Here is a 21967-nt window from a genome sequence, read left to right as displayed (position 1 = left end):
AAATCAGCTTAGCTACATATCTAAGCTTACTTAATTTTCATTGGTACTCGGTTCTTTAACATCTAACTTCGGTTTATTTTTCTTAAAACGAGTTGCAGGCCATGTCATGGTGAAACGCGCCCCGCCTAATATTGGACTTTCATCAATATCAATAGTCCCGCCAAACCAATATGCAATGCGACTAACAATCGATAAACCTAAACCATAGCCCCCTGAGGCACGTGTGCGACTATCATCTAAACGTGCAAAAGCATCAAAGATACGTTTACGATCTTCTTCTGGAATACCGGGGCCATCATCTTCAACACAGATATAAGCCATACCTTCATCATTTACACCACCACTAATCAGCACTTTATCATCACAATATCGCACTGCATTCCCCACCAAGTTTTGTACAACACGGTGTAAATAGCGACGCTCGGTTTCCACAACCACTCCAATTGGTGGTGCTTGCAATTCCAAGGTTTTCCCAGTCTTTAAGGCTTCAGTTTCAATCAGGACCTGATCTAAAACTTCAAACAAGCTGACATCTTCAAACTCCAAAGATGGCATACCCTGTTCGAGCTTAGCATAAGTCATGATTTCATCAATCAAGGTGTTGAGCGCTTCGATATCTTTGTCGATTTGTTCAACTTGTTGCTGCCGGTAATCATAATCATCTTCATCCGCCATCATTTCTACACCAAAGCGAATCCGCGCCACAGGTGTTCGCAGCTCATGCGATACCGCGCGCATCAACTCACGCTGTGCTTCAATTAAACGCTCAATATGATCTGACATCGAGTTATAACTCGATGCTAAAGTACCAAATTCATCGGTACTTTCGACAGGCAGACGTACAGATAAGTCCCCGCCCTTCATTTTATTTAACGCATAATTTACAGCACGTAACTTACGTTGCATCGGCACCAATAGACCATAAACACCCAAGCTCAAGACAAATAAGCTTAGTAGCGTAATACCGGCTGCCAACTGGAAAGGCATCCAATTAAATAATGGTACCGGCCCCATGACCAAGACTTCTGAAGTTGAACTTGGAATTGGCGATACAATCGAAATGGTCGTGCCGCGCTCCGTCGCACTGTCACGATACAAAATAATGCTGTGATCTAAGCGTAATCGGCCGATTTGCTCAGAATCTAAAGGTAAACTCTGAACATTTTGAATTGAAATTGGATATGAAAAATGATGCTGAATTTTTTCAAGATATTGTTTTTCTTGACCTGGGTAATAAACCAAATAATCCAGTATAAAGACAGGCAACGCCTTCATTTGGCGTTCTGAAATATTATCGGCTTTGATATACAGCAGATGCGCAGGGTCATCTTTTAAGCCAATAATAATATAGGCTGCCGTAGTTTGTGCATCCCAACGCACTACAGCTTTACGCTCTTCTATACGTTTTGTTTCCGCTCGGGTTAAATCAACCTGATTAGCTTTTACATAATAAATAGGCAACTCAAGTAGATCAGATGCATCTGACACCCAATCTGACTTTTGTTGTTCATTTGGCTGACGTGCAATACCTTCACTTATAATGAAAGCCAAACCGTCAGTAAGCGATTCACGATATTCTTGCGCGCGCTGGTAGTTAATGATTTGCACCAGCAAATAGCCAAATGTAGCGACTAAAAAGACTAAAATCAGTAGCCCCGCATAAACGCGCAAAAATATACTGTGTTTAAACACGTAAAAGTGTCCTACTTTGCCAAACTAAGGGACGGTATTTTACATTAAATGCCGTTGGTTTCTTTTACGAATAAATAACCTTTACTACGTACGGTCTTAATACGTTTCGGATTTTCTGGATCATCGCCAATTTTTGGACGAATACGCGAGATACGCACGTCAATTGAACGGTCTTGACCATCGTATTCAATACCACGCAGACGCTCAAAAATATCTTCACGAGAAAGAATGCGACCCGCATTAGATGCCAACAACCATAAAAGGTCATATTCTGCACTGGTAAAGTCAACCAACTCATTATTGAGTGTGACAGAACGACCACCATTATCAATTACAAGATCATCAAATTCGATGCGCTGTGCAACCTCATCTTCTGGTGCTTTGTCTGTACGACGTAATAATGCACGGATACGCGCAAGTAAAACGCGAGGTTGAACAGGTTTTGCAACATAATCATCTGCACCCATTTCTAGACCCAACACTTGGTCCATGTCTTCGGTACGTGCAGTCAACATTAAAATTGGTTGATGGTAGTGTGGACGAACTTCACGACAAATGGTTAAACCATCTGCACCCGGAAGCATCACGTCGAGTAATACCATATCTGGTTGTTCAGCGATAATACGGCGAATCGCACGATTACCGTCTGGTTCTACCCCAACTTCAAGTCCGTTACGGATTAAGTATTCTTGAGTTAAACGAGCAAGACGCTCATCGTCTTCAACAATTAAAATTTTAGGTAACTTTTCTTCTTGGCTCATTGATTGCCCCTTATTTGATTGGGCGTATCCTATTTGAAATCCGATAGATACGCTTAAACATAGTTTGCAATATACACACGTTTACATTGTAAACAAGATGGCATTCACCAAACTGATACATCAATATCGTATTTTGTAATAAAATTTAACCTGCTACATTTTTGCAGCCGTATTTACCAATCATTTCCATGCCCTATTGCTCACAATACCAACAATTATAAATTTGGATACATTTTCATCGAATAAAAACTGACTGATTAATTCACAACTTTTTAGGCTTTCTGAAGTTATCCACAATGTTATCTATAAGCACTCTTTTTCGACTTTGCTATGCTATGCCCTTGTCGGATAAGGCATATATAACAAAGATAAAAAATAGGGATTTTTTGAGATAGATTTCTGCCAGAAAAGTTCAAAGCATTTAGTAAAATGTCAATATTGATATACCCTGAATTTTCCCGTATCTTGTGTTCAATAAATTTTTAAACCACTAGGTCTTGTGTTTAAACCTCAAACACTGTGGCATAAAAATTGCCCAGTTCAAACGGTCCTAACATAAAAATAGATGACAAATGGAGCTATGCTAGCATGAGCGTAACGAATTCAACCCCTGGTCAAATTCAGGTGATTAAACGCACCGGTGACGTTGCACCTTTTGATGCAGAAAAAATCTCTGTGGCGATTGGTAAAGCGTTCTTGGCCGTTGAAGGCCAGCAAAGCGCTGACTCCAGCCGTATTCATGACCGTATCTCTCAATTAACTGAGATGGTATTGAATACCTTTAACCGTCGTTTACCTTCTGGCGGTACCATTCATATTGAAGAAATTCAGGATCAGGTTGAACTTGCGCTTATGCGTACAGGTGAGCAAAAAGTTGCTCGCTCTTACGTGATTTACCGCGAGCAACGTGCTGAAGCTCGTAAACAAACTGGTGCTCACCACCACCCTACTTTACAAGTGACAGGTTCAAACGGTCAGCTTAAACCGCTTGATCTTGGCGCACTTGAGGCAAATATTGTTAAAGCAGCTGAAGGTTTAGAAGGCATCGATGTTCGAGCGATTATCGATGAGACTGTAAAAAACCTTTATAACGGCGTAAAAGAGTCAGACATCTCAACGACCATGATGATGGCTACTCGTACACGTATCGAACAAGAACCAAACTATACATATGTGACTGCGCGTTTATTGCGTAACGACCTTGTTGCTACAGGGTTAGAGTTCTTAGGTTTAGATAGTGACACGAATGAAGGCGACGCTTTAGAAACTTTCTTGAAGAAAGGTATCGAGCTTGATCTTCTTTCTCCAGAACTACTTAACTTTGACCTTGCAAAATTGGCTGCTGCGATTCAACCAGAACGCTCAAACCAATTTACTTATTTAGGTCTACAAACTTTATTTGACCGTTACTTCATCCACTCAGATGGTGTACGTTTCGAATTACCACAATTATTCTTCATGCGTGTTTCAATGGGTCTTTCATTGAACGAAGAAAACCGTGAAGAACGTGCAATCGAATTCTATAACTTATTGTCTAGCTTCGATTACATGGCATCTACGCCTACTCTATTTAACTCTGGTACTTTACGTCCACAGTTATCTAGCTGTTACTTAACAACGATTTCAGATGACCTTTACAACATTTATGGCGCAATGCGTGATAACGCAATGTTGTCTAAATGGGCGGGTGGTTTAGGTAATGACTGGACGCCAGTTCGTGCGCTTAACTCGTACATCAAAGGTACAAATGGTAAGTCACAAGGTGTTGTACCGTTCCTTAAAGTTGCCAACGATACTGCTGTTGCAGTCAACCAAGGTGGTAAACGTAAAGGTGCAGTATGTGCATACCTTGAAACTTGGCACTTGGACATCGAAGAATTCCTAGAACTTCGTAAGAACACAGGTGATGACCGTCGTCGTACCCATGACATGAACACAGCAAACTGGGTTCCTGATTTATTTATGCAACGTGTATTCGAAGATGCTGAATGGACTCTGTTCACACCATCTGAAACACCTGATTTGCATGACCTAACAGGTGCAGAATTTGCTGAACGCTATGCTTACTATGAAGGCATTGCGAAAGAAACCAACATGCTACATAAGAAAGTCCGTGCGAAAGACTTATGGCGCAAAATGTTGTCTATGTTGTTTGAAACTGGTCACCCTTGGATCACATTCAAAGACGTATGTAACTTACGTTCACCACAACAACACGTTGGTGTAGTTCACTCTTCTAACTTGTGTACAGAAATTACGCTGAACACTAACGAAGATGAAATCGCAGTATGTAACTTAGGTTCAATTAACCTTGTACAACACGTTCAAGGCGGTGTGTTAGATCGTGAAAAGCTTGCTCGTACAGTTAAAACTGCTGTTCGAATGCTCGATAACGTAATTGACATCAACTACTACGCTGTTCCTCAAGCGCGTAACTCGAACTTGAAACACCGTCCAGTAGGTATGGGTATCATGGGCTTCCAAGATGCTTTATACGAAATGAAATTGGCTTATGGTTCTGATGCTGCGGTTGAGTTCGCTGACGAATCGATGGAAGTGATTTCTTACTACGCGATTCAAACATCTAGCGATTTGGCACTTGAACGTGGTACTTACGAGACATTTAAAGGTTCACTTTGGGATCAAGGTATCTTGCCAATTGACTCTTTAGATATCGTACAAAAAGCGCGTCCTGACCGTATGTTCGAAGTTGACCGTACAACACGTTTGGACTGGGATACTTTACGTACTAAAGTTCAAAAAGACGGTATGCGCAACTCAAACGTGATGGCAATTGCACCGACTGCAACCATTTCGAACATTTGTGGCGTATCACAGTCAATCGAACCAACTTTCCAAAACTTGTATGTGAAATCTAACCTTTCTGGTGAATTCACAGTGATCAACCCGTACCTAGTACGTGCGTTAAAAGATCGCGGTCTTTGGGATTCTGTAATGGTGAACGACCTGAAACACTTCGAAGGTTCGGTTCAAAAAATTGCACGTATTCCTGAAGAGCTTAAAGCAATCTTCGCGACTGCGTTCGAAGTTGAGCCACGTTGGATTGTTGATGCTGCATCACGTCGTCAAAAATGGATCGACCAAGCTCAGTCTCTTAACCTTTACATCTCTGGTGCAAACGGTAAGAAACTTGATATGACGTACAAAATGGCATGGTTACGTGGTCTAAAAACTACTTATTACCTACGTGCATTGGGTGCGACTTCTGCTGAGAAATCAACCATTAACACTGGCGCATTGAACGCAGTTAAGCCTGCTACTGTTGCAGCACCTGTAACAGCTGTTGCGAAAGAAGAACCTAAAGCTGAAGTTGCTGCTGAAGAAGAAGGTTTTGGTCAAGCAGCTCCAGTGCCAATGGCATGTTCAATTGACAACCCTGATTGTGAAGCTTGTCAGTAATCTGACAGGTTTTAAATCCTCCCCAACCCTCCTTTAATAAAGGAGGGAGATTCCTCGAAGCAAATGGCGGGATGCAAGTCCCCCTTTGCAAAAGGGGGATTTAGGGGGATTCCAAACTGAATAAAAATAAAATAGGAGGTGCGGATGTAGAGATTTATAAAGTTTAAGCAATAAAAAATGGCCTATCACAAGTGACAGACCATTAGTTTCAAAACCCAAGCTTTCAGAGGAAATACTTCCCTGACATGCTAAAGTTATTGAATGTTAAATTTGGCGATCTAACGAAAGATACTTTAGCAAAGTTTAGGGTATGAGTCACTCCTCTGAAAGCATCTTTTACAAAAAGGAGTTGCTGATGAGAGTAATGTGCTCATTGGATAAACCTGTTAGTGTTTGCGACTATACTCGAGTTCGATTCAATCGAACTGAATATGTTCGTTCACACTGCCGGAGTTTTCCAAACCACGCTCAGCTAAGCTTGTGGTAAACATGAGAGGCCTATAGGCCTCTTATTAAAGACTTTAAGGAAACTACCCCATGCCACATATGACGCATAACTATCAGTTAGGGCTTATCGCCTTGGTGGTTTCCTTTATTTTGACTTTTTATGTCCCGATCGCCTATTTCTGGTTCAAGGCATATAAATCGCGTAATCAAAATAAGTAGTGGGGATATTTGCTCTACCGAACACTTTTAGAGCAGTGATCGACAAAACTTAATTTTGCTTACACAAATTGAGCGTATAGTAGGACATCTCAGCGACGCTGGATGTCTATAAAAGATATAAAGCAACGAAGAGAGAACTGTTATGTCTATCCTAAGTTGGGACGATTTCGAAGATGATGAACCGAAACAAGCTGCACAAGCTCACCAGCCTGCGCCCGTCGAACCGCAAAAAACGACTGATTCGCAAGTGGTATCTAATGCACAGCACTCATCGCCGAATTTGGCAGCTGCACAACCCGCTCGAACCAGTACAAATCGACCAACAGATCCAACCGATCCGTTGGCAAGAGCATCTAACGCTCTAGAAAATCTAGACGTTGCACCTGGCTTAGAAGAGCTAGAAATGGGTGCTCAGCGTGTTCAAGTTGACGATAAAGCGATGATCAACTGCCGCGCTGACTTAAACCAACTTGTACCGTTCAAATACGAATGGGCTTGGCAGAAATATCTAGACGGTTGTGCAAACCACTGGATGCCGCAAGAAGTGAACATGAACCATGACATCGCACTTTGGAAGTCTGAAAATGGCTTAACCGAAGATGAACGTACCATTGTTATGCGTTCTTTAGGTTTCTTCTCGACTGCGGATTCTTTGGTTGCAAACAACTTGGTTCTTGCAATCTACCGTCACATTACCAACCCTGAATGCCGTCAGTACATCTTACGTCAATCATTTGAAGAAGCGATTCACACGCACGCTTACCAATACTGTATCGAATCTTTAGGCATGGACGAAGGCGAAGTCTTCAACATGTACCGTGAAATTCCTTCAGTGGCTCGTAAAGCAGCTTGGGGTCTAAAATATACACAATCTCTAAGTGATCCTACGTTCAAAACAGGTACACCTGAAAACGACCAAATCTTACTTCGCAACTTGATCGCGTTCTACTGCGTACTTGAAGGTATCTTCTTCTACTGTGGTTTCAGCCAAATCTTGTCTATGGGTCGTCGTAACAAGATGAATGGTGTTGCTGAGCAATTCCAATACATCTTACGTGATGAATCTATGCACTTGAACTTTGGTATCGACATGATCAACCAAATCAAGATCGAGAACCCTCACCTATGGACTGCTGAGTTCCAAGAAGAAATCATTCAAATGATTCTTGAAGGTACGATGCTTGAAATCGAATATGCACGTGACACTATGCCACGCGGTGTATTGGGTATGAATGCAGGCATGATGGAAGAATACTTGAAGTTCATCTGTAACCGTCGTTTGAGCCAATTGGGCTTGCCTGAACAATTTGCTGGTGTGAATAACCCATTCCAGTGGATGTCAGAAATGATGGACTTACGTAAAGAGAAGAACTTCTTTGAAACTCGCGTAACGGATTACCAAACTGGTGGTGCGTTAAGCTGGTAATTGATATTCAAAAGGGAGGCTTAACAGCCTCCTTTTTTTTAATTTTTTTTAAAATAAAATGGAGAATAAAACAATGCCTGATGATATCGTCACGCGACACATAAGTTGTCAGTGAAAAATATTATTTTGCATCTTGCTTTTCTTTTGCGACACATGCCACTACTTGTAACACAAGACCTTCAACAGAGGTCAGTAAAGATATAACTAAACAACAGCGTTGTAATAAATGTGAACCTTATCAATTAGGTAATAAGCATCAAATAAAACGCCCAATGGGTAATGAAATCAATACTGAATATCAAATTAAAATAGCCAACTTATCAAGTTACCCTCTAACATTCCAAGCTTCAGATCCATATCTTGTTTCAGGAAATACAAAACAAACAACAGAAATACAAGAGTGGGTATTATCTGGAGTCTCATTTGATGGGCTATGGCCAATGCAATGTATACTTGTCGAAGCGAAAGGGCGTTATGCTCAATTTTTAGAAGGTAAACCTGATTTTATGAAAAATAATATTTTTCTAAAAATGCGTAATGAGGCAACTAGCCAAAGAAGTGTTGTTAGTCGTTTTAAAACATCAAAGTTGAATTGGTATTTTTATGAAGAAGAAACTAAAGTGTATTTTGATCGTTTCAGTCGCAACATAGTGCCAACAATTTTTATGCCTTTATAAAATAGGATTTCAGTATGAGAGAGTATTTTCTTAGTACACGAATACCAAAAATTCTTGGTAATAATGATAATGAAATAATTGAACAAATAGAAAAAGTTGAGCAGATTATATCTGAACTGTCAAAAATTGATCCTATTTTTAAGACTTGGTATATCAATAATGCAACTAGCTCAAAACCACCTTTAGACTATCCTTTCCCTTCAGAAAAATCGAAAAAATATTTGTTTAATCATAGAAAAGAAGACAGTTTTGAAATTTTTGGGCTCTGGAATGGATCGTTAGAAACAGAGCTTTTTGCGAGTTTTAGTTTCGATAGAACAGGTTTAGTTATGACTTTCAAAAAAGTCTTGACTCTTGAGCAAATAATTCAACTTTTTAAAGTCGTATTAGAATATCCTAAGAATGATTATGTATATCTAAATAGCGACTTTTTTGGAGATATCAATGTTTTTCCACATCGGTTAGAAACGACTTCCATTTGCTATATCCCCATTAAAATAGATGAAAAATTAATACCCCACCTTTACAAAATTGTTGATGTTGATACCCCTCTAAATAAAGGAACTATTCTAATTTTTGATGAGCATTGGGCAGATGAATCAGATGAAATGAAGAAAAAAGTACAAGAAAACTCTTTAGCCTTAGTTGAACTAGGAGTGATTCCTGAAGCTGAATTACCTGAGGATTTTTTTGAGCAATAGCAATTCCTAAAATCAAAGTAATAGGTGTTATAGACAATTATTTTCATTTATTAGTTTAAATCATACTCATATGACATAACGAAAAAACCCGATCATTTCTGATCGGGATTTTTTGATTCATGCCCCATCTATGATTAATTTTTAAGCAAAGCAATTTAGTTGAAATTTCTTTGAATTTTAAGGTTGTATTTTGTGTATTCGGGATATGTCCATAAAAAATATTCATCTTTTTTCTGAAAAAATAAATCAAAGCTTTGACCCATCATTGAATCAACTTGGCTCTGCTTTTGGTAGATAGGTGCAATACTGTTAATGTACTAATTCATCCAATCAGTTTTATTCGTAAAAGATGCATAATCTTTTAGATAATCATAAAGATTTTGTAGGTTCTCAGAAATGGCTTCAATGTTAGGATTAAACATCCATACTGTAATGTCCATCGGTTCCACAGGAATCATACTATAACTCAGTTTGCCATCCATACTTTCTAATTTATAAAGAGCTCACTAAAGATAGAACCAAGTAAGAGCAATGCAATAAGTGTGAAGCCTATCAGTTAGGTAATAAACATCTGATTAAGCGTTCTATGGGCGCCGAAGTTAATACAGAGTATCAAATAAAAATATCAAATTTATCTAGTTATCCCTTAACATTTAACTCCTATACGCCATATATAGCTGATGGCAATACAAAGGCTACTACTCCAATCGAAGAGTGGAATTTAGTTGGTACATCATTTGATGGGCTATGGCCAATAGAATGTATTTTGGTCGAAGCAAAAGGACAATATTCACAATTTTTAGACCCTGAAAAACCTAGATTTCTAAAAATGGATGTTTTTAATGGGTTAGTTTTAGAAGCTAGAAGGGAAAAAACTGTAATTACTCCATATAAAACAATAAAACCTACTTGGTATTTTTATGAGAGAGAAGCAAAAACATTCTTTGATAGTAATGGAGGGCTTATTGTGTCCTCTATATACATGTCTTTATAAATAGGATCGAACATGAGCGAATTTTTTCTTAATACTCGTTTTTTTAAACGGCTACCATCATCAGGCAGTGATATTCAATCGCAGTTGAACACATTAAAAGAAATCGTAAAAAAAATTGTTGTAATCGATCCTATTTTTTCTACATGGTATATTAATAATCCAACTGGGAAAAACCCTCCTCTTGATTATCCATTTCCTTCAGAAAAAGCGGATAATTTTTTAATAACATTAAGAGAAAAGGATCCATTTCAAAGTTTTTCCTTATGGAATGGCGAAGATAACTCAAATTTCGGAAGTATTAATTTTGATACTTTTGACTTTAGAATGAGTTTTGAAAAAATAATTCCATATGAAAAGATAGTAGAAATCCTGAAAGTTCTACTTGAACATATCCAATTTAAATATATGTATATAAGTAATAATTTTTTTGCAGAGATAAATGTATACCCTCATAGACTTGTAACTTCTTCAATTTGCTATATATCTAAAACTATTGATATAGATTCTATCCCTCATTTATATAAAAAGATTGAAATAGATAATGATCTAAATAAAGGTAACATCCTTGTTTTTGATGAGAATTGGGCAGATGAATCAGATGAAATGAAGAGAAAAATACAAGAAAACTCTTTAGCCTTAGTTGAACTTGGAGTGATTCCTGAAGCTGAATTACCTGAAGATTTTTTTGAACAATAACAATTCCTGTAATTCCACAAAATAAGTCTTAAACGTAATAGTTTAATTTTATACATATAAATCATTACCTCACAAAAAAACAAAAAGCCTGATTATTTTTAATTAGGCTTTTTTGATTCACGCCCATCCAAGATTTCTTTTTAAGCAGCGTTAAGCAATTTTATTTAGTTTGTCTTAATTTACAAATAGCTAAACTTGCACTTTGACTAAATAGTTACTAGTTTCATAACCTTCTTAAAATTTTTAACTACATTCACCGTTATTCATACTATATATCAAGTTTCTAAAGGCATTTTTAATAATATTCTTAAAACCCTGTACTTATCAAAATGACACAGGTTGTGTCGTTTTATCCAAAAAATGACATAGGTTGTGTCGCTGAAATTGTCATTATTTGTCGCAATACTTTCTAAGTAATTGAATTTATGAGTATCGAAATGACAAACCTTGTGTCGCATGACGATTTAAACCCTCTTCGGAGGGTTTATTTTTTGAGAATAAAGCATGGAAATAATAATAAATACAACAACAAAAGAAAATTCACTGATTTATAGGTCGTGGATATGCGTCATTATTATGGGGCTTCTTTTCGGCATGTATTACCTGTTCATACAACGCTTTTACCTACTCATTATCACAATCATCATTACGCTTCCAGTAACACTCATTGCTGCAACAAGAACATGTCATCACTGCTATTTTAAAGCACTAACATTTAATAGCTTGGTCATATTCAGCATATGCTTTTACCCCCTTATCATTTTTAATCATACAATTTCGATTATCTTCATAAGCTACTGTTTAATTGATGGATATCTTGTACAAAAGAAAATTAAAACGCTGCTCAAACAACCTAATTTTATCCAGTCGATCCCTATAGTAATTTCCAATAGAGACCAATTCAGTCTTGACCATGAATTGATCCACGGGAGAATATGGCAACGAAAATATCACCTGCCTTTACTCTATTTAGTAATTTTATTCACTATTCCATTGGCTTTTCTATCGAGATTAGAAAACAGCTATTTTCTTTACGTACCTGTTAGCTTATTTCTCTCCTTTTTCATTTGGGAGTACACCATTAAGAGATTTATTTATTTTTCTTATTTATTCAAATCACACCTTCCTCACATTCAAACTACAAAATAGACAAGCTAAAAATGACTGTCGTTATGCAGATTACGGACGGATACCATCATCAAACCAAGGTCATAGTCCCTTCATCGCAGACGGAACTATGACAATAAACCTTCATTTTAAATAGCATTTTGTAAACATCAACCTCAATGCATATACCACTGCCATCGCAAATATTGCATAACCTGCAGGTGTGATAAACAACGGAATACACAAAACAATCACCACGGTTAAAGGATATAAAAGTTTTCTAAAACCACTTTGATGATGCAATTCATGGAGTAAATATAAACTTGTCGTATAAATCACAAGGCTGATCGCCACAAAGTAGCTTTCTTTTTCAGAACTAATCAGTGCCTCATGCGAAACCACATCGACTGCGGCAGCCAAACTAGCACCAATCGCCGCGATACTAATAAAGACAAAGAAATGTCCATACCCCCAAGTAAATGCCATTTTTCGGCTATTTAAACGCTCTGCAATACTGGTATCAAAATAAGACCACCACATGGTGAACATCATCATCAGGCCGCCTACCATCAAAAAGATCAGTTCAGTACTAAAACGCTGATTTGTTAATGCATCGGTTATGGCAATCGAGCATCCGACAATAGATTCGCCTAAAACGATAATGGTGAGCAGTGAATATCGCTCAGCAATATGATGCGCATGCCAAGGTGTACGGCTTGCAGCCTCTGCAAAAACTGGCACAGACAGTTCAGCAATTGCGAGCAAAATGAAAAGATAAACGGTGAAATGCAGCGGCGAAAAATGAAAGAGCAGCCACCCGACTTGTACCAGTATGATGCCAAAAGCATAACGTAATGCAGTTTTCCGACGGGACAGATCATGCTTTGCAACGCGAAACCACTGCGTAACTAAGCCTAGACGCATAATGGCATAACCAATCACAATTACGTCAAAATCCTGCTTTTGAAATGCGCTTGGAATACCTGCAGCAATGACCAAAGAACCAATAATCTGTACAAAAGTTAAGATTCGATAGAGCGCATCATCATTATCATATGCCGAGGCAAACCAACTAAAGTTCATCCACGCCCACCACAAAGCAAAAAACACCATGCCATACAGCGTTAAACCCTGAGCCAAATGATTTTCAACAATGGCATGATGCAGTTGCTGCCCTGCGGTTGCGATCGCGACAACAAAGATCAAGTCAAAAAGCAATTCTAAAGAGGTCGCGACACGATGATGCTCATGTGGATCACGTGGGTGCAAAGGTTTGAGCCACTGACTAGGGAATAAAAATGATTTGGACATAGCATTCAGCTTTATTATTTTCTGTTTGAATTTTTTCAAAAGCCTGAAATAGTTACAAGGTCGATTACATAAATCAGATGAGAAACAGTTTTCTAGAAAAAGGATAATGGTTTAAAAAAACCTACTTAAGCGTTAGATATTCAATCATGGAAGTAAAAATTCAAAGTGACAAAACTGCGAAAGGCGTTTAAAACAAAAACTCGATAGATCGATGTGTTTTTTTATATCTCAGCTATATTTTTCTCTAAATTTTAATGACATACTGCTAGTAATTAAAAAAATAATGAAATCTAAAAGTGATGTTAAAAGAAAAATTAGCGTCTTTTCCTGACGCAGTTTGGGTACAGATCCATTATGATCAAATGCAAGTTTTAACGCACGATCATCAAATTGTAGCTGAACAAAACTGCCATCTGGCTTTTATAGAACGTGGAAGTTTTGTCCGAAACTATCAGGTTGCAGAACAGTGCTTCAACCAACTCATACAACAGATCCACTTCAAGTGGTATGAGTTTGGACAGCCGGTTATTTTATTCAGTTAAAAGAACGCTTATGTGAAGAAGTCAGCGCGCTCGAGCTACGAGCCATTCAAGAAATGGCACTAAGCGCAAATGCACATTTTGTATTTGTTTACGACAAACATGGTATCGCACTCGAAGCAGAAACCATCAAAAATGATGAGTCACCTTTGCTCAAATGGTTTTTCTGTGGGCTGATCTTGCTCATTTTGCTGATTATCTTTAAATAATCAGCTTCATTCGCAAGGGTAAATCAAACTACGATACTTTCTGCTGCTGCAATTGCTCAATACTCGAAATCAAATCGTTAAAACGATCAATCACCAGAGCCGGTGCAGCCGTTTGAATTTCTTCTGCACTACCATAACCATAGCTCACAGCAATACTTGCCACTGCATTACGGCGTGCGCCTAAAATATCGTACTCACGGTCTCCCACCATCACACATTCTTTTGCATCTAACTGTTCTTGCTGCAAGATGTATTCAATTAAATCGCCTTTGTTGGTGCGCTCGCCATTTAGTTCACTGCCATAGATCACAGTAAAATATTTTACCAAATCAAAATGTTCTAAAATTTGGCGAGCATAGACCGTCGGCTTTGCTGTAGCAACATACAAGCGAAAACCTTGCTGTTGTAAATTTGCTAGAGTTTCGGCAACGGCAGGATACACTTTATTTTCAAATAAACCGGTCACTGCAAAGCGCTCGCGATAACCTAGTAAAGCCTGATCTGCAAGTACATTATGTACATCGACATTGAGGATTTTGGCCAAAGAGGCTTTCAAAGGTGGTCCAATGATCCAATCGATATTGGTCTCTTCCGAAATGGGATGTCCAATTTTCGCCAGTCCATAACGTGCTGAAGTAGTAATGCCAACTTTTGGATCTGTTAATGTTCCATCGAGATCAATCAATATATTCTTAATCACAGCTTTTACCTTATCCATTCACTTCTGCAAAAATACTATCGAGTGTTCGCTCAAAGTTGCCTATACTATCGCAAATTTTGTGTAATAAGGACATCATTGTGCGCCCTACTGTACTGTGCTTTTCAGGTCTTGACCCTTCAGGTGGTGCAGGACTTCAAGCGGACATTGAAGCCATTGGTCAAAGTGGTGCACATGCTGCCATTGCGTGTACAGCATTAACCGTTCAAAACTCACAACAAGTGTATTCGTTTGAAGCAACCTCTCGTGAGTTATTGCTGGCCCAAGCACATGCTGTCGTCGGTGACCTCCCTATTCGCTGTGTAAAATCAGGAATGTTAGGAACGACTGAAAATATCGCGGCTCTCGCTGAGTTTTTACGTGAACATCCCGAATATCATTATGTTCTCGACCCCGTTTTAGTTGCCAATAGTGGTGGTTCTTTGGGCGATCAAGCAACGTTGGTCAAAGCCTTTGCGGAATTGATTCCACTTGCCACAGTGCTTACACCTAATACCGTAGAATTACGCGCACTCACAGGTGAAGACGACATATCTAAAGCTACAGCAAAACTTTTTGCGATGGGCGCTCAAGCGGTATTAGTAAAAGGTGGGCATGAAAATACGCCAGACTATATCCAAAACTCGTTGTACATTCAGGGTGAATTAGTTTCTGAAACCCGTTGTCCACGACTAGATGGGGAATATCACGGTTCTGGCTGCTCATTGGCGAGTTTTATTGCTGGGCGTTTAGCCTTGGGTGATGAGCTCAAAACGGCTGTTCATCATGCCGAAACATGGCTATTTGGTGTGTTGAAAATCGCTGAATCACCTGTTGTGGGCGGACAAAAAATTCCAAAACGTTTTTAGTATTGTTGGTTATTCATTTAAACCCGATAGAACAAAACGCTATATCATTTAAAGCCCTGTATATCAGGGCTTTTTCAGATCAAGAGTCGAGTTGAACCCAATATACTAAGGTTGGAATTTCCCATGCACCGCCAGCAAATCCTTTGCACTGTGTGGTTTTTGCCATATAAGTTTGGATAAAGCGCTGACCGTTCCACGACCATTCCCCTTTACTTTGACAATCGCCAATCCCTCTTCCACGTTGGTTGGAGAAAATTTGTCCTTCACTAAACCCACTTCCAGAAAAGGTCACGGATTGTTTGATTTGCTTTAAATTTCGATCCATCAGCCAATAGCCATTGCCACTGTTATATGCCCCACGCCAACATGGCACTTCGACCAAGGCATTTTTTCCATTGATTGGAAACACCACGACTCGATCATCCTCTAAGAAATTTGCATCAAAGAGTTGAGGACAATCTTCCACTATGGTTTTTTTCTTAATCAATCCAAATAATTGTTTGGCTGTGGGCGCATTGACGGCATACCGTGTTTGTAAGCCCTTACTATAATTTTGAATATTCACTTTCGGAATACTTTTCGGTTTGAGTACATTGACCGAACTGTTATTGGCTTTACGCAATAATGCCGAATTTGTCCCTATGCGCTTTTGAAAATCATCCATACGGAGTAAAACTGCACTAGCGCCCTGCACGGACAATAACCATGTTTTGTTGTTGCCTTTCCACACAATTGGTTGGTTGGCTTGTAAGGCTTGGATCAGTTTTTGAGTTTGAGCTGCACTTAACTGACCCTCCGCGGTTTTGGCATCAAGCTGCACAGTTCCCTGATTTTTACCTAAAATGTAAAGTTGAAGTGGTTTATTTGCCGCATTGAAGGTTTCAGGATCGAGTTTTACTCGTGCGCTGACTTGCGCTTGAGCTCCCGCAGCACGTTGTAATAACACAGAAATAGCGGGCTGATTGCCCTCCGCTTGATAACCTGCAACGCGACAAGTCCCCGTATTATCACAAGCGATTTCCCAATCCTTATGTGAAAAATAATTTCCTTGAATTTGAGCAAAACTCACACTACAACCCAATGCAGCAACGTAGCCCAATAAAAGTTGCCAGATGACATTATTTTTGTTCATGTCTTTGGCTCGAATAATTATATTAGAGCCATCTTAGAATGCTTTTCACTGAAACTCCAGTTTAAATGGATCTGCTACATGATTTAAATTTATAGAGATGAATCATTCAGTTGCTGTATCTCTTCACATTTTTTTCGTTTCGCATTTTCATCACTGAGCGTATTCATCAAATCTGCCGCTAGGCCTTTTAAAAGACTCATATCATCATCGGTCATTTGATTCGGCTGCCGATCTAAAACACAGAAACTTCCCAATGCCACCCCATTACGGTCTCTAAGTGCAACGCCTGCATAAAAGCGAATGCGGTTATGCATCAATTCAGGTAAATGCGCAAAGCGTGGGTCACGTTGTAAGTCTTCAATAATCAAGCGTTCATTTTGATACACCAAATGGCTGCAGATTGAGTCTTGTTTCGACTGGCGCACCTGCATCGGTTGCTCGGTAGCCTCAGCCAAAGGGCTACCTGGAGTATAGACCCAGTCTTGCTTGACCCAAGAAATTTGTGCATATTTCACATCGAAGGCTTGTCGGGCTTCTTCAATATATTGTTCATAAATCGGTAAATTCCGCTCATCCAAAACATTCAGTTCTTCTAATGCTTTTAAGCGCTGCGCTTCAACGCTAGGATCAGGCTCATCCAACCAAGACTCACCATGCGTCAATTGAAAAGCTTCAATGGTTAATATCAAATCATTCATATTATTGACTACAGCATCGACGGTGAAATTTTCTTTGATCGCATCTAATTGCTTTACTTCATCACAGCTCCACAGTGCAAAAATCAGTTTTTTATCTGGAAACTGTGCCTTAAAAAAATGGCTTAATAGACGGATTTGAGCTTCAGGTGCTGTATGAAAAATCGAAATACATACGATCTGAATATCCTCTTGGATATCATCTATACTTTGATGCTGATTTTGAATTAAGACGTCGCTAAAAGCCTGAGCCGGAATACTGCTTAAGCTTAGGCTATGCGCCAACATAGCCGATACTTGAACATCAATTTCCCAACGTGCGCCGATACATAACACCGCTGCTTTCTGATCCTGCTGTGCCACTGGATATGCCCGTTGAAAACTATGATTAAACAGTTTTAATCCCTGATGTAAACGTAGTCGATGTTCAGCACTGGCCTCGGTGTTGTGGCCTCTCGAAAAAATCCGTATGGCTGGAATCGCGACTTTGGCATAAAACGCATTAACCCGCCGTGCCTTAATTTCATCCGTCGCATCCTTCGGTAACTTTTCAGCAATAAAAGTCTGTGCAACATCCATGGCATCTTGCACATCATCAGCGACTAATCTTTGATAGAAGCGCTCATGCGGTGCCAATGCAGGCGTACTACCGATCAGGGTTTTAATAAAACCTAAGGATGGTACATAGCTCGAAAGCACCAATAAACATGCGGTTAAAGGCGTCGATAAAATTAAACCAATCGGCCCCCACACCGCCGTCCAAAACATGGCGGCAATAATAATGGCTAAGGTTGAAAGTCCGGTACTTTCCCCATATAACCAAGGCTCAATAATATTATTACTGACCAATTCCAAGAGCAAAATTAAACCCACTGTCCATAGCACCATATTCCATGTGGGATCTACCGCAAAAGCCAATGCAATGGGGAAAATCGCAGAAATCATTGGGCCGACATAGGGAACAAAGCGCATCACTATCGCCACCATTCCCCACATAATTGCTGCCGGCACCCCAATAAACCAAAGTCCCAAGGCCATCGGAATACCGTAGGTCACATTGACCATCAGCTGCATACGTAAATATTTACCGATACGATTGGCCGCTTCATCGAGTGCGTCTGTTCCGATATTTAAATTGCCGCCCAGCAGCTTAAGGAAACGGTCATGCAAATCTTTCCGATTGACCAAAATCAGAATCACAAACAAAAATACAATACCTGCGGTTGCCAAGGGATTGAGCACCCGCTCGCTCCAAGCCATGACCGCTTCAGCCGTGGTTTGTTGTTGCCCCACTACTTTAACTTGCTGAACTTTAGGATTTTTCTCTTCAGGTACCACATCATCTATCGAGTTTTCAACGGTATCTATGGTGGTTTTTGCGCCATCCCAAACACTTGGACCGCGTGCAAATTGACGAATAGAATCCATTTTCTTTTGAATCGTACCGTGATATTGCGGTAACTCTTGGCTTAATTGCCCCAGTTGATACCCCAAATATGAAGCCGCGCCGGACAAAATCGCCAAAGCCAAACCGACCACAATAAATATCGATGGCATCTGTGGTAGTCCCCAACCTCGGAGTTTCATCACCAAAGGGTCAACTAAAAAAGCCAATAAGATTGCTAGTGCCAATGGAATAAAAATATCTTTACCAAGATATAAGGCCGCAATCAGCAAACTGCCGATGATGAATCCTGCCGTGATTCGAATCACTTTATGTAAATCTGCAGGGGGCATTTGCTTCGAGGCGTTCAGGTCTTGCAAGCCTTGCTTTTGACCTGATGGTGATGATTCAAAATCTTGCGCTAATTTATTATTTTTATGATCCATTTTCTTATCCTGAACGATGGTCATTATTTTTTAATTTAGGCTGAAGTTTTAGAACTGCATACGCATTTCATGTAATGATTTGCAAAGAAAAAAAACAGAGCGACATGGCTCTGTTTTCATACTGTGTTTTGAAATGAATTAAAAGATAATTACTTTACTTTGATGAGTCACAATATCCACTGGAACAGAAATATGTTGATGAACGATCTTCCATAGAGACTGCGTTTTTTTCATCCCAATGGTGTTACGACACCACGAGATCCCTGGCGTTGGTATCCCACTCTTATCATCAATTTTGGAATAACAGTGCAGAAAGGCAATATCAGGTTCTGCATGGATGACCAGTTCCCGCCTAAACACCTTTAAACCTTCACGAAAATACTCCCGATAAAATTCCCACATTTTTTGATATGCCATTAAGCCGCGCATTTCACAACTGGCATCAAAAAAGTTCACATCTGCTGCGCAGGATTCAGCAATATTCTCAATTTTCAATTGGCAGATAACCTCATCCCAATTGGCTAAAAATTGCAGAATTTCGTCAGCGGCCTGTTGGTCACCGACTATTTTGATTTTATCTTGCATCTCTGGCACCTATTTCTTTTATTTTTTATGAAGCATTGTTCTGGAAAGCGTTTGGAAGTTGAATTTCAACGATCTTCCAGCTCCAACCTCGGCGTTGCATACTAAATACGGTATATGTTGCTTCGCTAAGGCCTTGGAGCGGCACATACAGATCAAATCGATTCCAAGCACTATAGCTTGCTTTGGGTTCAAGGGACTGGCTTTGTTTTAAAGCGACAGTAGTTGGAGTTGCATCCTTTTTGGATGATGTTGATGTATGAGGTTGTTCTGCGACCTTATTTTCAGCATGAGTGAATAGTTCAATCTCTGAGCTAATCATGCTCGGATTGGTTAGTTGGGTTATTTCTGGTAATTGGATCGACTCTTTTAATGCTTTGCCTTGTAAAAGCAGCATGATACTGTTTGGATTGACCAGACTGTCGACCAGCGTTGCACTGAGGACTGTGCTGAGCTGCCCACCCCACGACTGAGCGAATTCGGGTAAATGCTGTAGCCCAGTTTTCTGTTGAATGAGGTCTTTAACTTGTGGTTTTAGACTCGATTTGACTGCCGCAAAATCGATATATTGAGCAATTTTTTCAGGTTGATTGTGCTCATAGGCTTGACGTATTTGGTACAGCACCCAATACGGAGACGCAATCATCCAACCCAAGACGATGATCAAGATCGCAATGAGCCCATAATACAAAATATGATTCTGCTTATTCATCGTTCACCACTCTAGCCAGTGAAGTTGTGGTACTTTCCTTGTACCGTTAAATAAGCCTGCTCTAGATTGAATAGCATCCAACATAACAGCGCTTATCTGAGAACCATATAGCTTTTGATCTTGTGATTTTGACGAGCCTTCAGGTTTGTTCATCTCGCTTTGGCTGTCTTAATCAGGTTGTTTCAAATTTAAGCTGTTAATTCTCTAATTTGGGTATTCGCACCATGGGTTTTAACTGACTAAATGCCTTTATCGCGCGATTGCTCACTGGCATAAAATTGGCTGATCCCAATAATATGATGGTTTGCCGCTTTCAGATTGAAATATGGTTTACCATTATTAACATTCCGTCGTTCAAAGCGACTATCATCTGCACTGTTGTTTTGTACAGACTCAATCCCATTTTGTGATGATGCTTACACTTTATATAATTCACTCGTTAAAATGATTTCACCGTTCCATGCTTTTAATAGAAAACGAAACTGCTGATCATTAGACTGAGTGATCTCGTACCATCCCGACATATGTTACCCCGTCATTTTCATTTTTTAAGTATTATTCGATCAGGATTTATTATTGGAAATTGAACCTGATCTACAGAATATAAATGAACCCAGTCACATTTTTCAATGTCTTTTTTGATCAGGGTAAAAGGTTGTAATTTAATCATTAGAAAAAAGATTTTTAATAAATAATTCCAATCAAAAAAAACCGACCGAAGTCGGATTTCATCATTCTTTCATCATGATGTATTTGTGAATAGATGCGCTTTACTCAACGTATTGAATAAAGGCCTTAAGGACTGAGGATCTGCTTTGAATACGTCGCTTTATTCATTTCTAAAATTTCTACACAAAGTTGCACCTCTACTGCTGAAGCTGTGACATGTTGTTTCAACACGTCCAATAGTAACAATGAAATTTGCTTTTGAACTTCAACCGTTCTACCCGTCAATAATGAAACTTTGGCATGCATATACGCATGTTGAGCGTGTTCATCCAAACCCACAACAAAATCTTGCTGAGCGACAGCACGGCTTTTAATATCATTGATGGCACTAACATGACCCGATTCAAATAAGGCAGTGTTTAGCGCTTTAAGTAAAGGACGAGCCTCAAGCTCAAGGTTATTGGAATATTCCAAATGAATATGCGGCATAGTAAAGACATTTCAAACCCGTAATGCGTCTATTATGCAGGCTGAAAAATAAAATCTATAGCGGATTAGTTATCTATTTCATGTTTAAGTAGA

Annotated in this window: 18 protein-coding genes and 1 pseudogene; 9 read left to right on the top strand and 10 right to left on the bottom strand. The window is 39.3% G+C overall.

Annotated elements, in window-relative coordinates; translation table 11 throughout:
- Positions 1-30 precede the first annotated feature (30 nt).
- Positions 31-1692, bottom strand: a complete 1662-nt coding sequence (gene bfmS, locus G0029_RS03380) for a sensor histidine kinase BfmS (RefSeq protein ID WP_180034533.1) — start codon at positions 1690-1692, stop codon at positions 31-33.
- A 44-nt stretch (positions 1693-1736) separates the two neighbouring features.
- Positions 1737-2453: a response regulator transcription factor BfmR gene (bfmR, locus tag G0029_RS03375; RefSeq protein ID WP_067764711.1), complete on the bottom strand. Its 717-nt coding sequence runs from the start codon at positions 2451-2453 to the stop codon at positions 1737-1739.
- Positions 2454-3041: 588 nt separating this feature from the next.
- Between bfmR and G0029_RS03370 the strand changes: the two genes are divergently transcribed.
- The 6 genes from G0029_RS03370 (at position 3042) to G0029_RS03345 (ending at position 11033) form a co-directional block, all read left to right on the top strand.
- Complete coding sequence (locus G0029_RS03370) at positions 3042-5873, top strand: ribonucleoside-diphosphate reductase subunit alpha (protein WP_180009864.1); 2832 nt, start codon at positions 3042-3044, stop codon at positions 5871-5873.
- 808 nt (positions 5874-6681) lie between these two features.
- On the top strand, positions 6682-7965 hold the full coding sequence (locus G0029_RS03365; protein WP_078191110.1) for a ribonucleotide-diphosphate reductase subunit beta: 1284 nt from the start codon (positions 6682-6684) through the stop codon (positions 7963-7965).
- A gap of 272 nt (positions 7966-8237) precedes the next feature.
- Positions 8238-8642: a Tox-REase-5 domain-containing protein gene (locus tag G0029_RS03360; protein ID WP_180107315.1), complete on the top strand. Its 405-nt coding sequence runs from the start codon at positions 8238-8240 to the stop codon at positions 8640-8642.
- A 14-nt stretch (positions 8643-8656) separates the two neighbouring features.
- Complete coding sequence (locus G0029_RS03355; protein ID WP_180034536.1) at positions 8657-9343, top strand: immunity 52 family protein; 687 nt, start codon at positions 8657-8659, stop codon at positions 9341-9343.
- Between the two features lie 586 nt (positions 9344-9929).
- Positions 9930-10337 carry a Tox-REase-5 domain-containing protein gene (locus G0029_RS03350; RefSeq protein ID WP_180107314.1) on the top strand — a complete coding sequence of 136 codons (408 nt, stop codon included), beginning with the start codon at positions 9930-9932 and terminating at the stop codon, positions 10335-10337.
- A gap of 12 nt (positions 10338-10349) precedes the next feature.
- On the top strand, positions 10350-11033 hold the full coding sequence (locus G0029_RS03345) for a hypothetical protein (RefSeq protein WP_180107312.1): 684 nt from the start codon (positions 10350-10352) through the stop codon (positions 11031-11033).
- 1251 nt (positions 11034-12284) lie between these two features.
- On the opposite strand, the gene G0029_RS03340 is transcribed toward G0029_RS03345, so the two are convergent.
- Positions 12285-13451: a low temperature requirement protein A gene (locus tag G0029_RS03340; protein ID WP_180107310.1), complete on the bottom strand. Its 1167-nt coding sequence runs from the start codon at positions 13449-13451 to the stop codon at positions 12285-12287.
- A 299-nt stretch (positions 13452-13750) separates the two neighbouring features.
- Here G0029_RS03340 and G0029_RS03335 point away from each other — a divergent pair, with 299 nt between their 5' ends.
- On the top strand, positions 13751-13993 hold the full coding sequence (locus tag G0029_RS03335; protein WP_227591860.1) for a hypothetical protein: 243 nt from the start codon (positions 13751-13753) through the stop codon (positions 13991-13993).
- A gap of 53 nt (positions 13994-14046) precedes the next feature.
- Complete coding sequence (locus G0029_RS03330; RefSeq protein WP_180107306.1) at positions 14047-14199, top strand: hypothetical protein; 153 nt, start codon at positions 14047-14049, stop codon at positions 14197-14199.
- 28 nt (positions 14200-14227) lie between these two features.
- On the opposite strand, the gene G0029_RS03325 is transcribed toward G0029_RS03330, so the two are convergent.
- Entirely contained in the window at positions 14228-14899 is a 672-nt protein-coding gene (locus G0029_RS03325) for an HAD-IA family hydrolase (RefSeq protein ID WP_180107400.1), read from the bottom strand.
- Positions 14900-14997: 98 nt separating this feature from the next.
- On the opposite strand from G0029_RS03325, the gene G0029_RS03320 reads away from it, so the two are divergent.
- Complete coding sequence (locus G0029_RS03320) at positions 14998-15765, top strand: hydroxymethylpyrimidine/phosphomethylpyrimidine kinase (RefSeq protein WP_180009867.1); 768 nt, start codon at positions 14998-15000, stop codon at positions 15763-15765.
- A 79-nt stretch (positions 15766-15844) separates the two neighbouring features.
- Here G0029_RS03320 and G0029_RS03315 read toward each other — a convergent pair whose 3' ends face one another.
- The 6 genes and pseudogenes from G0029_RS03315 to G0029_RS03290 form a co-directional block, all read right to left on the bottom strand.
- Positions 15845-16897: a DUF1176 domain-containing protein gene (locus G0029_RS03315; protein ID WP_180107304.1), complete on the bottom strand. Its 1053-nt coding sequence runs from the start codon at positions 16895-16897 to the stop codon at positions 15845-15847.
- An 89-nt stretch (positions 16898-16986) separates the two neighbouring features.
- Positions 16987-19422, bottom strand: coding sequence for an AI-2E family transporter (locus G0029_RS03310; RefSeq protein WP_227591859.1), 2436 nt, complete (start codon positions 19420-19422; stop codon positions 16987-16989).
- 138 nt (positions 19423-19560) lie between these two features.
- Positions 19561-20007, bottom strand: coding sequence for a YybH family protein (locus tag G0029_RS03305; RefSeq protein ID WP_218948040.1), 447 nt, complete (start codon positions 20005-20007; stop codon positions 19561-19563).
- A gap of 25 nt (positions 20008-20032) precedes the next feature.
- Complete coding sequence (locus tag G0029_RS03300) at positions 20033-20716, bottom strand: DUF2939 domain-containing protein (protein ID WP_180107302.1); 684 nt, start codon at positions 20714-20716, stop codon at positions 20033-20035.
- A gap of 239 nt (positions 20717-20955) precedes the next feature.
- A pseudogene (locus G0029_RS03295) lies at positions 20956-21240 on the bottom strand (YegP family protein).
- Between the two features lie 271 nt (positions 21241-21511).
- Complete coding sequence (locus tag G0029_RS03290) at positions 21512-21874, bottom strand: 5-carboxymethyl-2-hydroxymuconate Delta-isomerase (protein WP_180107300.1); 363 nt, start codon at positions 21872-21874, stop codon at positions 21512-21514.
- Positions 21875-21967 lie beyond the last annotated feature (93 nt).

It is taken from the genome of Acinetobacter sp. YH12138, assembly GCF_015218525.1.
GTDB lineage: Bacteria > Pseudomonadota > Gammaproteobacteria > Pseudomonadales > Moraxellaceae > Acinetobacter > Acinetobacter amyesii.
The sequence above is the reverse complement of the archived record's forward strand: the minus strand, read 5'-3'. Positions and strand labels throughout refer to the sequence as shown.

Excerpts from the sequence above, each read along its gene's own strand:
- bfmR (WP_067764711.1), bottom strand. The coding sequence starts at position 2,453 with ATGAGCCAAGAAGAAAAGTTACCTAAAATTTTAATTGTTGAAGACGAT.
- G0029_RS03370 (WP_180009864.1), top strand. The coding sequence starts at position 3,042 with ATGAGCGTAACGAATTCAACCCCTGGTCAAATTCAGGTGATTAAACGC.
- G0029_RS03365 (WP_078191110.1), top strand. The coding sequence starts at position 6,682 with ATGTCTATCCTAAGTTGGGACGATTTCGAAGATGATGAACCGAAACAA.
- G0029_RS03360 (WP_180107315.1), top strand. The coding sequence starts at position 8,238 with ATGGGTAATGAAATCAATACTGAATATCAAATTAAAATAGCCAACTTA.
- G0029_RS03355 (WP_180034536.1), top strand. The coding sequence starts at position 8,657 with ATGAGAGAGTATTTTCTTAGTACACGAATACCAAAAATTCTTGGTAAT.
- G0029_RS03350 (WP_180107314.1), top strand. The coding sequence starts at position 9,930 with ATGGGCGCCGAAGTTAATACAGAGTATCAAATAAAAATATCAAATTTA.
- G0029_RS03345 (WP_180107312.1), top strand. The coding sequence starts at position 10,350 with ATGAGCGAATTTTTTCTTAATACTCGTTTTTTTAAACGGCTACCATCA.
- G0029_RS03340 (WP_180107310.1), bottom strand. The coding sequence starts at position 13,451 with ATGTCCAAATCATTTTTATTCCCTAGTCAGTGGCTCAAACCTTTGCAC.
- G0029_RS03335 (WP_227591860.1), top strand. The coding sequence starts at position 13,751 with ATGTTAAAAGAAAAATTAGCGTCTTTTCCTGACGCAGTTTGGGTACAG.
- G0029_RS03330 (WP_180107306.1), top strand. The coding sequence starts at position 14,047 with ATGGCACTAAGCGCAAATGCACATTTTGTATTTGTTTACGACAAACAT.
- G0029_RS03315 (WP_180107304.1), bottom strand. The coding sequence starts at position 16,897 with ATGAACAAAAATAATGTCATCTGGCAACTTTTATTGGGCTACGTTGCT.
- G0029_RS03310 (WP_227591859.1), bottom strand. The coding sequence starts at position 19,422 with ATGGATCATAAAAATAATAAATTAGCGCAAGATTTTGAATCATCACCA.
- G0029_RS03305 (WP_218948040.1), bottom strand. The coding sequence starts at position 20,007 with ATGCAAGATAAAATCAAAATAGTCGGTGACCAACAGGCCGCTGACGAA.
- G0029_RS03300 (WP_180107302.1), bottom strand. The coding sequence starts at position 20,716 with ATGAATAAGCAGAATCATATTTTGTATTATGGGCTCATTGCGATCTTG.
- G0029_RS03290 (WP_180107300.1), bottom strand. The coding sequence starts at position 21,874 with ATGCCGCATATTCATTTGGAATATTCCAATAACCTTGAGCTTGAGGCT.